The 13,303-nt window shown below is 70.4% G+C and carries 14 protein-coding genes; 9 read left to right on the top strand and 5 right to left on the bottom strand.

Annotated elements, in window-relative coordinates; translation table 11 throughout:
• Positions 1 to 12: 12 nt before the first annotated feature.
• Positions 13 to 471 carry a carboxymuconolactone decarboxylase family protein gene (locus tag AB0G17_RS17050; protein ID WP_361382863.1) on the bottom strand — a complete coding sequence of 153 codons (459 nt, stop codon included), beginning with the start codon at positions 469 to 471 and terminating at the stop codon, positions 13 to 15.
• A 73-nt stretch (positions 472 to 544) separates the two neighbouring features.
• Between AB0G17_RS17050 and AB0G17_RS17045 the strand changes: the two genes are divergently transcribed.
• The 6 genes from AB0G17_RS17045 to AB0G17_RS17020 all read left to right on the top strand — a co-directional run bounded on the left by AB0G17_RS17045 (position 545) and on the right by AB0G17_RS17020 (position 5,726).
• On the top strand, positions 545 to 1,075 hold the full coding sequence (locus tag AB0G17_RS17045) for a MarR family winged helix-turn-helix transcriptional regulator (protein WP_361382432.1): 531 nt from the start codon (positions 545 to 547) through the stop codon (positions 1,073 to 1,075).
• 103 nt (positions 1,076 to 1,178) lie between these two features.
• Complete coding sequence (locus AB0G17_RS17040) at positions 1,179 to 1,769, top strand: Uma2 family endonuclease (protein ID WP_361382429.1); 591 nt, start codon at positions 1,179 to 1,181, stop codon at positions 1,767 to 1,769.
• Between the two features lie 69 nt (positions 1,770 to 1,838).
• Entirely contained in the window at positions 1,839 to 2,849 is a 1,011-nt protein-coding gene (locus AB0G17_RS17035) for an aldo/keto reductase (RefSeq protein ID WP_361382426.1), read from the top strand.
• A gap of 59 nt (positions 2,850 to 2,908) precedes the next feature.
• Positions 2,909 to 3,907, top strand: a complete 999-nt coding sequence (locus tag AB0G17_RS17030) for an aldo/keto reductase (RefSeq protein ID WP_361382423.1) — start codon at positions 2,909 to 2,911, stop codon at positions 3,905 to 3,907.
• Positions 3,908 to 4,220: 313 nt separating this feature from the next.
• Positions 4,221 to 4,847, top strand: a complete 627-nt coding sequence (locus AB0G17_RS17025) for a hypothetical protein (protein ID WP_361382420.1) — start codon at positions 4,221 to 4,223, stop codon at positions 4,845 to 4,847.
• Between the two features lie 15 nt (positions 4,848 to 4,862).
• A complete protein-coding gene (locus tag AB0G17_RS17020) occupies positions 4,863 to 5,726 on the top strand; it encodes a hypothetical protein (protein WP_361382417.1) in 864 nt (287 codons plus the stop codon).
• Between the two features lie 14 nt (positions 5,727 to 5,740).
• Here AB0G17_RS17020 and thpR read toward each other — a convergent pair whose 3' ends face one another.
• The 3 genes from thpR to AB0G17_RS17005 are packed head-to-tail and all read right to left on the bottom strand — an operon-like array spanning position 5,741 to position 8,160.
• Positions 5,741 to 6,304 (bottom strand): RNA 2',3'-cyclic phosphodiesterase, encoded by a 564-nt coding sequence (thpR, locus tag AB0G17_RS17015; protein WP_361382414.1) that lies wholly within the window; start codon positions 6,302 to 6,304, stop codon positions 5,741 to 5,743.
• A 31-nt stretch (positions 6,305 to 6,335) separates the two neighbouring features.
• Positions 6,336 to 7,685 (bottom strand): MFS transporter, encoded by a 1,350-nt coding sequence (locus AB0G17_RS17010; RefSeq protein ID WP_361382410.1) that lies wholly within the window; start codon positions 7,683 to 7,685, stop codon positions 6,336 to 6,338.
• Positions 7,686 to 7,716: 31 nt separating this feature from the next.
• Positions 7,717 to 8,160, bottom strand: coding sequence for a MarR family transcriptional regulator (locus tag AB0G17_RS17005; protein WP_067162750.1), 444 nt, complete (start codon positions 8,158 to 8,160; stop codon positions 7,717 to 7,719).
• A 157-nt stretch (positions 8,161 to 8,317) separates the two neighbouring features.
• On the opposite strand from AB0G17_RS17005, the gene AB0G17_RS17000 reads away from it, so the two are divergent.
• Entirely contained in the window at positions 8,318 to 8,500 is a 183-nt protein-coding gene (locus AB0G17_RS17000) for a ribbon-helix-helix protein, CopG family (protein WP_101388865.1), read from the top strand.
• Positions 8,501 to 8,543: 43 nt separating this feature from the next.
• Here AB0G17_RS17000 and AB0G17_RS16995 read toward each other — a convergent pair whose 3' ends face one another.
• A complete protein-coding gene (locus tag AB0G17_RS16995; RefSeq protein WP_361382405.1) occupies positions 8,544 to 9,992 on the bottom strand; it encodes an NCS2 family permease in 1,449 nt (482 codons plus the stop codon).
• 241 nt (positions 9,993 to 10,233) lie between these two features.
• On the opposite strand from AB0G17_RS16995, the gene AB0G17_RS16990 reads away from it, so the two are divergent.
• A complete protein-coding gene (locus AB0G17_RS16990) occupies positions 10,234 to 10,497 on the top strand; it encodes a DUF2530 domain-containing protein (RefSeq protein WP_361382402.1) in 264 nt (87 codons plus the stop codon).
• 109 nt (positions 10,498 to 10,606) lie between these two features.
• The gene (locus tag AB0G17_RS16985; protein ID WP_361382399.1) at positions 10,607 to 13,024 is read left to right on the top strand and encodes an HAD-IC family P-type ATPase; all 2,418 of its coding nucleotides are present in this window, start codon (positions 10,607 to 10,609) and stop codon (positions 13,022 to 13,024) included.
• Positions 13,025 to 13,303: the final 279 nt, after the last annotated feature.

The raw sequence follows: 13,303 nt of genomic DNA, 5'->3' as shown, positions 1-13,303 counted from the left end.
ATCACGCGGCCGTCAGTGCGACGCCCCCGTCAGGCGGTTGGCGAAGGTCGAGACCGTGTACGTGCCGATGCCCAGGACGACCTCCAGGGCGTTCTGGCGGGTGTGACCGTGGGCCAGGAACGCGTTCAGGGTGTCGTCCGGGACCGCGCCCGCCGTCGCGTAGACGGCGAGGGTGAACTCCCTTACCGCGTCCAGGCGTTCGTCCGTCAGCGGCTTCCCCTCGCGCAGCTCCGCTATCAGCTCCTCCCCGGCGCCGAGCTGGCGCAGCCTGGCCGTGTGCATGTTCACGCAGAGGTCGCACGCGTTGCGGGTGGCGACCGTCATGATCACCACCTCGCGGGCGACCGGCTCCAGCGTCGTGCCCTCGAAAAGGGCGCTCATCCTGAGGAAGCCTTCGAGCGTGTGCGGCGAGGTGGCCAGCCGGGCCACGGCCGGGGAGAGGTGCCCCAGCTTCTTGATCGTTCCTTCCATCGCCCGGCGCGACTCGGCCGGTGCGGACTCCAGGGTGTGCTCGACGAAGGTCACTGCGGCCTTGCCCCTTAAGATGGACAACGTGGTTGACGACAAGAAGGTAAACCAGGTTGTCGGTTCTCGCAAGGGAGAAAACCCCGGCGACACCCCCGGCTACGAGCTCCCCCTGCTCCTCCTCGGCGGGTTCCGCTCCCTCATCGACCGCCTCCACGCCGAGCTGGCCCGCCAGGGCCACCCGGACCTCCGGCCCGCCCACGGCTTCGCGCTCCAGGCCATCGGGCCGGGCGGGGCGACCGCGAGTGAGATCGGGCGGCGGCTCGGCGTGTCCAAGCAGGCGGCCGGCAAGACCGTCGACCGCCTGGAGGCGCTGGGCTACGCCGAACGCGGCGACGACCCCTCCGACGCCCGCCGCAAGGTCGTCCGCATCACCCCGCGCGGCCTCGACGCGCTGGCCCGCTCGGCGGCCGTCTTCGACGAACTGCGCGCCGACTGGGTCCGTACGCTGGGCCCCGGCCCCGTACGCGACATGGAGGCGGCCCTGCGCACGGTGGTCCCGCCGGAGGCCTTCCGCCTCGACGCGTCGAGCTGGTTCGCGGGGGCTTAGCCGCGTACGCACTTGCGTTCGACGGGCCGTGTCCTTGCCCCGTGCGTATCGTTGTACCGGGTGGCTGGCCGCCGGGGAGCGACGGCCGGGGAGGAGCGCCACGATGATTGTCGTAGAGACCGACAGGATCGAGATGGCCGAGAGCAACGACGAGCTCACTCTGGACATGTTGTTCGAGTGGATCGAGAAGATGCCCGTCCCCGAGGATTACCGGACCGAGATCGTCGGTGGACACATCTTCATGGCGCCGCAGCGGGACACCCACTGGGAGATCATCTTCGACATCGCCGAGCAGCTGCGCGCCAGGTATTCGAGGAAACAGCTCAAGTCCGACGTCCGCATCGACTTCCCCGGCCATCTCAACGGCTTCGCCTGCGACGTCGTGGCGTTGAAGGACGGAGCGGTCCGGGACGACAAGGGGCGCTGGCGCCATGAGGACGTCGAATTCGTCGTCGAGGTGATTTCCAAGGCCACGGCCTCGAACGACTACGGGCCCAAGAAGACCGCGTTCGCCGCCGCCGGCGTCCCGGCCTACCTGATCGTCGACCCGTACACCGGCAAGTGGCACCTGCACACCCTGCCCAAGGACGACGAATACCACTGCACGCTTTCGCTCGGTTTCGGCGACGCCATCGATCTCACGCGGACCCCCGTCGGACTCACCCTCACCACCGACGAGTTCCCCCGCGACTGACCGCCCTGCCCCGACCGCCGACCGACCGCCCTTGCTTCGAGCGCACTTCAACAGGTTCGCTGGTGCCTCATGAAGTACACGCAGCTCGGACGCACCGGACTCAAGGTCAGCCGCCTCGTCCTCGGCACCATGAACTTCGGCCCCCTCACGGACGAGGCCGACAGCCACGCGCTGATGGACACCGCCCACGACGCGGGCATCAACTTCTTCGACACCGCCAACATCTACGGCATCGCCGAACACAAGGGCCTCACCGAGGAGATCGTCGGGTCCTGGTTCGCGCGCGGCGGCGGGCGGCGTGACAAGACGGTCCTGGCGACCAAGGGCTACGGGAACATGACCCAGGACGGCAGCCCCTGGAGCACCAGCGTCTGGCCCAACCACGACCACCTCTCCGCGCTCAACATCCGGCGCTCGGTGGAAGCCAGCCTCAAGCGGCTCGGCACGGACTACATCGACATCTACCAGTTCCACCACGTCGACCGTCAGACCCCCTTCGAGGAGATCTGGCAGGCCATGGACGTCCTCGTACAGCAGGGCAAGGTGCTGTACGTCGGCACCTCCAACTTCCCCGGCTACAAGATCGCCCAGGCCAACGAAGCGGCCGCGCGGACCGGGCGGTTGGGGCTCGTCAGCGAGCAGTGCCTGTACAACCTCGCCGAACGCCGCGCCGAGATGGAGATCATCCCCGCCGCGCAGGAGTACGGCGTCGGCATCATCCCCTGGTCCCCGCTCCACCAGGGCCTCCTCGGGGGCGCCCTGCGCAAGGAGCGGGAGGGCGACGGGTCGCGCACCAAGGGCGGCCGGTCCGCCGCCGGGCTCGCGGATCCGGCGGTACGGGCGCAGGTGCAGGCGTACGAGGACCTGCTCGCGAAGCACGAACTGGAGCCGGGCGAGGCGGCGTTGGCCTGGCTGCTCACCCGCCCCGGCGTGACCGGCCCGATCGTCGGCCCGCGCACCGCCGAGCAGTTCGCCTCCGCACTGCGGGCGGTGGAGCTGGAGCTGAGCGAGGAGGTGCTGGCCGGGCTCGACGAGATCTTCCCGGGACCGGGGCCGTCGCCGGAGGCGTTCGCCTGGTAGGCGCGCGGCACCGCGTGGCACTTGCTTCGAGCACGCTTCAAGGGGTTCGCTGGTGCCTTATGAAGTACACGCAGCTCGGACGCACCGGACTCAAGGTCAGCCGCCTCGTCCTCGGCACGATGAACTTCGGCCCACAGACGGACGAGGCCACCGGCCACGCCATCATGGACGCCGCCCACGACGCGGGCGTCAACTTCTTCGACACCGCCAACGTGTACGGCCAGAGCGCGGGCAAGGGCCGTACCGAGGAGATCATCGGCAGCTGGTTCGCGCGGGGCGGCGGGCGCCGCGACAAGACGGTCCTGGCCACGAAGGTGTACGGGAACATGTCCGTCGACGGCGCCCCCGTCTGGCCGAACCACGACAAGTTGTCGGCGCTCAACATCCGTCGGGCGGTCGAGGCCAGCCTCAAGCGGCTCGGCACGGACTACATCGACGTCTACCAGTTCCACCACGTCGACCGGGCCACTCCCTTCGAGGAGATCTGGCAGGCGATGGACGTGCTCGTACGGGAGGGGAAGGTGCTGTACGTCGGCACCTCCAACTTCCCCGGCTACAAGATCGCCCAGGCCAACGAACTCGCCGCCCGGACCGGGCGGTTGGGGATCGTCAGCGAGCAGTGCCACTACAACCTCGCCGAGCGCCGCGCCGAGATGGAGGTCATCCCCGCCGCGCAGGAGTACGGCGTCGGGATCATCCCGTGGTCCCCGCTGGGCGGGGGGCTGCTCGGAGGCGCCCTGCGCAAGGAGCGGGACGGGAGCGGGTCGCGGTCCATGGGCGGGCGCGCGGCGGCGAGGCTCGAGGACCCGGCGGCGCGCGGGCGGATCCAGGCGTACGAGGACCTGCTCGCGAAGCACGGCCTGGAGCCGGGCGAGGTGGGGCTGGCCTGGCTGCTCACCCGGCCGGGGGTGACCGGCCCGATCGTCGGCCCGCGCACGGCCGAGCAGCTCGCCTCCGCGCTGCGGGCGGTGGAGCTGGAGCTGAGCGAGGAGGTGCTGGCTTCCCTGGAAGAGATCTTCCCGGGGCCGGGGCCGTCGCCGGAGGCGTTCGCCTGGTAGGGGGCTCGCGGGCGGCCTCGGGGGCGGCTTCGCGGGTGGCTTCGCGAGCGGCCTCGCGCGGCGGCTTCGGGGGTGGCTTCGCCTCGCCGGGGGCGCGGCCGCCCTTGGCGAGGCCCGGCGGCCCGCGTGCCTCAGCCGCGTGCCGCCGCCACCGCCACCACGACGAACATCAGCACGAGCACGCCGGCCATGATCCGGTTCCTGGTCTTCGGGTTCACGCATACGAGCGTAACGAACCCCCGTCCGTCCCCGTTCGGCCGCCCCGGGCGCGCCAGCCGTACACGAGTGATGACGGAGTGTTACGGTCCGGAAGGTGGATCACACACGGCGCCGACGACACCGCCTCGTTCCGGTCACCCTCCTCGCGGTGGGCCTGGTGCTCGCGGGCTGCTCTTCGGGGGGCGGTCAGGACGAACCGCCGCCCGCGCCCACGGACACCGCGCAGACCGACGACAGCACGGGGGCGCCGCCTCCGGAGCCGACCGGGACGAGCGACGACACGAGCGGCCAGCAGGGCAACGGCGGCACGGACGGCAACAGTGGCGGCAGCGGCGGCAGCGGCGGTTTCAACACGGCGGGGCGGGTCTCGACCGACTTCGACGGGGTGTGGCCCAGCGTCAAGGTGACGTTCACCAACCACGCCAGCGACACGTACAGCGGCACCGCGACGGTCTACGACTGCAGTCCCACGGGCCGCTGGACGAGCAGGACGGCCCCTCAGCCGGTCAACCTCGAGCCTGATGAATCCGTGACGCTCGAATGGGTGTTTGAGAACACCTCCCATGCGCCACTCATCCCCGTCCACGTCGCATGCGTGAAACTGACCGGCAACCCCAACCCGCAGAGCAGCTCGTTCCCGGCCGACACCGTGCCGCCGGAGCCGGAAGAGGAGCCCGAGGAGCCTCAGCTCTCCCCGCCCTCCTCCGCCGACGCCGCCTGATCCAGGAGGCAGCACATGGAGGAGGAGCCCACTCCGGCCCGGCCCCCGTGGGGCAGCTGGCTCAAGGCCGTCGCCGGGTTCGTAGCGCCGACGACCCTGCTCACCGGGCTCCTCCTCTACTTCGGCTTCGCCTACAGCTCCTCCTTCTACGGGTACTTCGGCATCGATCTCGCCACCCTCGGCCTGTCCACCCAGGACCTGCTGCTGCACAGCGCGGCCGGCTTGTACATGCCCTTGGCCGTGGCGCTCGCCGCCGGGCTCGTGGGCGCGGTCGGACTCGCGTGGATCTCCTCCCTCGGTGACGCACGACCGGGCCTCGTGCGCCGCCTGGGGCACGTGGGCGTGGGGCTCATCGGGTGCGGCGGCGCGCTCTTCGTCCTCGGGATGCTCGGCGGTTTCCAGGTGTGGCCCGCCGGGCCGCTCGACACCCCGCTGCTCTTCGGCGGCGGCCTGCTGCTCGTGGTGTACGGGCGCACGGTGCACCTCAAGACCACCGGGCACCCCGTCCCCGGCGAGCTGAAGGCGCTCGTCATCGTGGTGGCCATGGTCGCCCTGGGCTGCTTCTGGGCCGTACAGGCCTACGCCCAGACCCACGGCAGGGACGACGGGCGGGAGCTGGCCGGGCATCTGTGGCACAGGCCGACGGTGGTCGTCGACACCGCCGAGCGGCTCTACTTCGGGCCCGTGCCGGTGAAGGAGACCTCGCTGCCGGCGGGCGGCCCCGCCCAGAAGTTCAAATACCGCTACCGAGGCCTGCGCCTGCTCGCCCAGTCCGGCAACCGGATGTTCCTCATCCCGGACGGCTGGTCCCGCACGCGGGGCATCGTGATGCTGGTGCCCGCCGACGGCAGCGTCCGCGTCGCCTTCCGCCCCCGCTGAGGCGGCTCACCGGTTCACACCCCCAGCCCCCACCGCCCCACCACCTCGTACCGAGGCGTCTCCCCCGGCACCCCCGCGACCGGCAGCCGGCTGCGCACCAGCAGCACCTCCCCCACCTCCCACCCCGCCCCCTCGAACCCCGCCAGGGACTCCACGTACGGGTGCAGGTCGACGCCCGCCCGGCTGCGGGCGAGCGTGAGGTGGGGGTGGTAGCGGCGGTGCTCGTCCATCGGCACGCCCGCGCGGCGGGCCGCCGCGTCCGCGCGTTCGGCCAGCAGCCGCAGCGCGTCGGTCGTGCCCGCGACGCCCGCCCACAGCACCCTGTCGCCGAACCGGCCGCCCGCGTGCAGGCGCAGCCCGAAGGGCGGGGTGCGGTGGGCGGCCCGGGCGAGGCGGGCGTGGAGGTCCGGAAGTACGTCCTCGGCCACCTCGCCCAGGAACGCCAGCGTGAGGTGCCAGTCGTCGCGGCCCGCCCAGCGCAGCCGGTCCGCGCCGGGCAGGGTGTGCAACTCGTCCACCGCCACGCCCAGTTCGGCCAGCCGGGCGGCCGGGGGCAGCACGGCCACGAAGAGTCTCATGGGATCAGTCTGGCCCCGGGGGGCGGGACCGTCACGCCGCAGTGGCCAACTGCTCCCTCGGGACGAACTCCAGGTGCCGGCGGCCCCGCCGCAGGTCCACCTTGAGCCGCAGGTTCGCCGCCCGCGCCAGCATCAGACCGACGCCGACCGCCGCGAACGCGCAGATCAGACCGCCCAGGGCGAGGCTGACCCGTACGCCGTACTCGTCCGTGAGCCAGCCGAAGAGCGGGCCGCCCAGCGGGGTGCCGCCGGTGAAGACCATCATGAACAGGCTCATCACCCGGCCGCGCATCTCCGGGTCGGTGGCCATCTGGACGGACGCGTTGGCGGTGACGTTCACCGTGAGGCCGAGGACGCCGATCGGGATCAGCAGGGCGATGAAGAGCGCCATGTCGGGCGCGGCCGCCGCCGCCATCTCCAGGACCGCGAACAGGCCCGCCGCCACCGCGAGCAGCCGCAGCCGCGAGGTGCCCCGGCGGGCCGCGAGCAGCGCGCCGATCAGGGAGCCGATCGCCATCAGGCTGTTGAACAGGCCGTACATCCCGGATCCGCCGTGGAAGACGTCGTGGGCGTACGCGCTGAGCCAGATCGGGAAGTTGAAGCCGAAGGTGCCGACGAAGCCGACCAGGACGATCGGCCAGATCAGCTCCGGGCGCTTGGAGACGTAGTCCAGGCCCTCGCGGAGCTGGCCCTTGCCGCGCGGCGCGAGCTTGGTGGGCCGCAGCTCGGCCGTACGCATCAGCGCGAGGCCCGCCAGCGGCGCCAGGAAGGAGAGGCCGTTGGCGAGGAACGCCCAGCCGGGGCCCACCGCCGCCATCACGCCGCCCGCGACTGCCGGGCCCACCAGCCGCGCCGACTGGAAGTTGGCGGAGTTGAGGCTGACCGCGTTGCGGACCTGGTCGGGGCCGACCATCTCGGAGACGAACGACTGCCGGGTCGGGTTGTCGACCACCGTGACCAGGCCGGTGAAGAACGCGGTCAGATACACGTGCCAGACCTCGACGTGGCCGGAGAGCGTCATGGCCGCCAGGAACAGGCCGCCGAGGCCCATCGCACTCTGGGTGACGAAGAGGATGCTCCGCTTGGCGAAGCGGTCCGCGATGACGCCGCCGTACAAGCCGAAGAGCAGCATCGGCAGGAACTGCATGGCGGTGGTGATGCCCACCGCCACCGAGGAGCCGGTGATCTGGAGGACCAGCCAGTCCTGGGTGATCCGGGCCATCCAGGTGCCGATGTTGGAGACGATGGCACCGGAGAAGAACAGCCGGTAGTTGCGGATCGCGAGGGAGGAGAACGTCCCCCGCCTGCTGCCGTCGCCGGCAGCGGTGTCGTGGGTGGATTTGTGTGCGGGGGCGGAGTCTGCTCCGGATCCCGTACTCAAAGGGGTTCGCCTCCTATCGTGCGCGTTCAGTTCACAGGTGTGCGAGCTTCTCCAGTACGGGTGCGGCGGCGCGCAGCTTCGCCCACTCGTCCTCGTCCAGGCCTTCCGCGAGGGAGGCCAGCCAGGCGTTGCGCTTGCGGCGGCTCTCTTCGAGCATCGCCTCGGCCTCTTCGGTCTGGCTGACCACCTTCTGGCGGCGGTCGTCGGGATGCGGCTCCAGCCTGACCAGTCCCTTCGCCTCCAGCAACGCGACGATGCGGGTCATCGACGGCGGCTGGACGTGTTCCTTGCGGGCCAGCTCACCGGGCGTGGCCGAGCCGCAGCGGAACAGGGTGCCGAGCACCGACATCTCGGTGGGGCTCAGCGACTCGTCGACGCGCTGGTGCTTCAGGCGTCGGCTCAGGCGCATGACCGCCGAGCGGAGGGAGTTCACGGCGGCGACGTCGGCGTCGCTGTCGTGGGGCAGGTCAGACATGTTCGTTAGAATAACTCATTACTCTGGCTAAATACCAGTCGTGGTGCCACCGGCGCGCCCGGGACACCGGAGCACACCACCACACACATCACCCGAACGAGTGAGAGCTATCGGAAAAGTGACGCGCGGGGGCCCGGCCTGCGGCGACCCTCGTCCCATGGGGACCAGCGTGCTCAGCCTGCGGATAGACGGTGAGCTGCTCGAACGGCTCCGGCAACATGCCGCCAAACGCGGAATGAGCGTCCAGGACTATGTGGTCCGGACGCTCATTCGCGACGACTTCGACGAGCGGCTCCAGGCCGCGGCCGCCGAGACGGAGAAGTTCTACGGGGCGGCGTAGGGCCTGCCCCGACGTGAGGCTCGCGCCCCCTCTGACGTGAGGCTTACGTGAGGCCCAGCGCCGGCATCAGGTAGTAGAAGCCGAACACCGCCGACACGACGTACATCGCCACCGGGACCTCGCGGCCGCGGCCGGCCACCAGGCGCAGCACCGTGAAGGTGATGAAGCCCATGCCGATGCCGTTGGTGATGGAGTACGTGAACGGCATCATCACCATCGTCACGAACGCCGGGATCGCGATCGTCCAGTCTTCCCAGTCGATCTGCCGGATCGAGCCGGACAGGATCAGGAAGCCCACCGCGAGCAGCGCCGGGGTGGCGGCCTGGGACGGGACCATGGTGGCCAGCGGGGTCAGGAACAGCGCGACCGTGAACAGGCCGCCGGTGACCACGTTCGCGAACCCGGTGCGCGCACCCTCGCCGACGCCCGCCGTGGACTCCACGAAGCAGGTGGTGGCCGAGGAGGACGACGCGCCGCCCGCCGCGACCGCGATGCCGTCCACGAACAGGACGCGGTTGATGCCCGGCATGTTGCCCTCGGCGTCCGTCAGCTTGGCCTCGTCGCTGATGCCCATGATCGTGCCCATCGCGTCGAAGAAGCACGACAGCAGCACGGTGAAGACGAACAGGACGCCGGTCAGGACGCCGACCTTGTCGAAGCCGCCGAACAGGCTGACCTTGCCGATCAGCCCGAAGTCGGGGCTGGCGACCGGGTTGCCGGGCCAGGTCGGGGTGGTCAGGCCCCAGGACGGGACGGTCGCCACCTCGTTGATGACCATGGCGAGGCCGGTCATCGCGACGATGGAGATGAGGATCGCGCCGGACACCTTGCGGACGAGCAGCGCCAGCGTCAGCAGGACGCCCAGGATGAAGACCAGCACCGGCCAGCCGAGCAGATGGCCGTTGGCGCCGAGCTGGAGCGGGACGGTGGTGTGGGCGGCGTCCGGGATGCGGGTGACGAAGCCCGAGTCGACCAGGCCGATCAGCATGATGAACAGGCCGATGCCGATCGCGATGCCCTTGCGCAGCCCCAGCGGCACCGCGTTCATCACGCGCTCGCGCAGCCCCGTGGCGACCAGGAGCATCACGACGAAGCCCGCCAGGACGACCATGCCCATCGCGTCCGGCCAGCTCATCCGGGGCGCCAGCTGGAGGGCGACCACCGTGTTCACGCCGAGCCCGGCGGCCAGCGCGATCGGCACGTTGCCGATGACACCCATCAGGAGCGTGGTGAAGGCGGCGGTCAGCACGGTGGCGGTGACCAGCTGGCCGCCGTCGAGCTGGTGCCCGTACATGTCCTTCGCGCTGCCCAGGATGATCGGGTTCAGCACGATGATGTAGGCCATCGCGAAGAAGGTGGCGAAGCCGCCGCGGATCTCCCGGCCGAAGGTGGAGCCGCGCTCGGAGATCTTGAAGTAGCGGTCCAGGGCGTTGACCGGAGTCTTCGGGGCTGACGGTGTTTCGTCGACCTTGGCGGTGGCCGAGGGGGACATGCGGAACCTCAGTCGTGAGACGGGGCGGGGGGAGGGAGGGGCGAGTAAATGCCGGGAACTACAGAAACAGCCGTAACCCGAACTTCTTTGGACGTTTCAACGAACAAAACGAGTCAGCCGTAAGCGGTTTCAGTATGAATACATAAGCCAAAGATCGCTATCTCCGCGCGTAGACGCAAGGGGCGCCTGGCCTCCCGGAGCGGCAGGGGGCCCGTGAAGTGGCTCCCCCTACACTGATCGCATGGCGAAGTGGACACCCAAGCACGAGGCGCCGGAGCCCCTGGAGGGGCCCGTCGTCGCCACCATCACCGGCGGCACGATCCTCTGGTTCGTCCTCTTCCTCGTCCAGCTGCCGTTCTACGGCTGGTTCGACGACCACGGACACCTGTGGTGGGTGTGGACCTGCCTGGCCGGCGGCGGTCTCGGCCTGATCGGCATCTGGTACGTACGAGGGCGCGACGCGGCCCTCAAGCGGCACGCGGCCGCGCGGGGGACCGACGGGTAGGAGGCGCTCCCTCCGCACATACCGCCACGGGACCATTCGTCTCCTCCCTTGGTCTGATGTTCGACGTCCCGGCAGGTGAACCCGGAATTCCCCCCGTACCGTCGAAAACATGACGCAGCGCGCCAATATCGACGCCGGGGCGGAACTCGACCCCGTCCATCCCGTGCCGCCGCCCGAGGCGTCCGGCCGGGCCGCCGGGCTGACCGCCGCCGAAGTCGCCGAACGCGTCGCCCGGGGCGAGGTCAACGACGTACCGGTGCGCAGCAGCCGCTCCACCGCCGAGATCGTCCGCGCCAACGTCTTCACCCGCTTCAACGCGATCATCGGCGTGCTGTGGCTGATCATGCTCTTCGTGGCGCCGCTCCAGGACAGCCTCTTCGGCTTCGTGATCATCGCCAACACGGGCATCGGCATCATCCAGGAGCTGCGCGCCAAGAAGACCCTCGACGGGCTCGCGGTCATCGGCGAGGCCAAGCCGACGGTCCGGCGCGACGGGAGCGCCGCCGAGATCTCCACCTCCGAGATCGTCCTGGGCGACCTGGTGGAGCTGGGCCCCGGCGACAAGGTGGTGGTCGACGGCGAGGTGGTCGAGGCCGACGGCCTGGAGATCGACGAGTCGCTGCTCACCGGCGAGGCCGACCCCGTGCTGAAGAAGCCCGGCGACCGGATGATGTCCGGGGCGTTCGTGGTCGCGGGCGGCGGCGCCTTCACCGCGACCAAGGTCGGGCGGGAGGCGTACGCGGCGCAGCTCGCGGAGGAGGCCAGCCGCTTCACGCTGGTCCACTCCGAGCTGCGCTCGGGCATCTCGATGATCCTCAAGTACGTGACCTGGCTGATGGTCCCGACCTCGATCGGGCTGGTGATCAGCCAACTGGTGGTCAAGAACGACAACTTCAAGCAGTCCGTGGCGTACACGGTCGGCGGCATCGTCCCGATGATCCCCGAGGGCCTTGTCCTCCTGACCTCGGTCGCCTTCGCGATCGGGGTGATCCGGCTCGGCCGCAAGCAGTGCCTGGTGCAGGAGCTCCCGGCGATCGAGGGCCTCGCGCGCGTGGACGTGGTGTGCCTCGACAAGACGGGCACGCTCACCGAGGGCGGCATGGACGTCACGGAGCTGCGGCCACTGGGGGGCGCGGACGAGGCGTACGTACGCAAGGTGCTCGGCGCGCTGGGCGAGTCCGACCCGCGGCCGAACGCGTCGCTGCAGGCGATCATCGACGCGTATCCGGACAGCGAGGAGTGGCGGTGCCGGGAGTCGCTGCCGTTCTCCTCGGCGCGCAAGTACAGCGGCGCGGCGTTCAGCGAGGGCGACGGGGAGAACTCGACGTGGCTCCTTGGCGCGCCGGACGTCCTGCTGCCGACGGGCGACCCGTCCCTGGCGGAGATCGACGCGCTCAACGAACAGGGCCTGCGCGTCCTGCTGCTGGCCCGGACCCCGCGCGAGCTGGACGACCCCCGGGTCGCGGCGGACGCGCGCGCGACGGCGCTGGTGGTCCTGGAACAGCGGCTGCGGCCCGACGCGGGGGACACGCTGCGCTACTTCGAGGAGCAGAACGTCCACGCGAAGGTCATCTCCGGTGACAACGCGGTGTCGGTGGGCGCGGTGGCGGGGAAACTGGGCCTGTCGGGCGCGTCGCGGACGGTGGACGCGCGGAAGCTGCCGGACGGGCAGGCGGAGATGGCGGGGGTCCTGGACTCCCACGCGGTGTTCGGGCGGGTGACGCCGCAGCAGAAGCGGGAGATGGTGGCGGCGCTGCAGTCGCGCGGGCACACGGTGGCGATGACGGGGGACGGCGTCAACGACGTCCTGGCCCTGAAGGACGCGGACATCGGCGTCTCGATGGGGTCGGGCTCGGAGGCGACGCGGGCGGTGGCCCAGATCGTGCTGCTCAACAACAGCTTCGCGACACTGCCGTCGGTGGTGGCGGAGGGGCGCCGGGTGATCGGCAACATCACGCGGGTGGCGACGCTGTTCCTGGTGAAGACGGTGTACTCGGTGCTGCTCGCCCTGCTGGTGGTCTGCACCCAGGTCGAATACCTGTTCCTGCCCCGCCATCTGACGCTGCTGTCCACACTGACGATCGGCATCCCGGCGTTCTTCCTCGCGCTGGCCCCGAACACGGAGCGCGCGAAGCCGCACTTCGTACGGCGGGTGATGCGGTACGCCATCCCCGGCGGGGTGATCGCGGCGGTGACGACGTTCGCGACGTACCTGCTGGCGCGGCACTACTACGAGGGGCCGGGCGCCCGGGAGGCCGAGACCAGCGCGGCGACGCTGACGCTGTTCCTGGTCTCGATGTGGGTCCTGGCGATCATCGCCCGCCCCTACACGTGGTGGCGGATCTGCCTGGTCCTGTCGATGGGAGCGGCCTTCCTCCTGGTCCTGGCGGTCCCGTCGCTCCAGACCTTCTTCGCCCTGAAACTGGTCGGAACGACGCTGCCGTGGGCCGGGGTGGGGATCGCGGCGGTGGGGGCGGGGTTGTTGGAGGGTGCGTGGAGGTGGGTGGACCGGAAGTTCCCGGCGTAGTCCCTCCGGGGGGCGGTGTGTTTTGCCTGCGGTTGCCCTCCGGGGGTGCGCGAATTTCGCCTGCGGGCCGGTGGGGGCTGGTCGCGCAGTTCCCCGCGCCCCTTATCGGCCCGGTGTTCGTCTGCGGGTTGTATGTGGCTGAGCGCGCAGTTCCCCGCGCCCCTAACCCCTCTGGACCTGCGGGTTGTGGTGGGTTGCTCGCGCAGTTCCCCGCGCCCCTTAAATGCGCCCCTGCGGGGCGCCCCTTCAGGGGCGCGGGGAACTGCGCGGCCAGCCCAC

Source organism: Streptomyces sp. NPDC023838 (assembly GCF_040639555.1).
GTDB lineage: Bacteria > Actinomycetota > Actinomycetes > Streptomycetales > Streptomycetaceae > Streptomyces.
The sequence above is the reverse complement of the archived record's forward strand: the minus strand, read 5'-3'. Positions and strand labels throughout refer to the sequence as shown.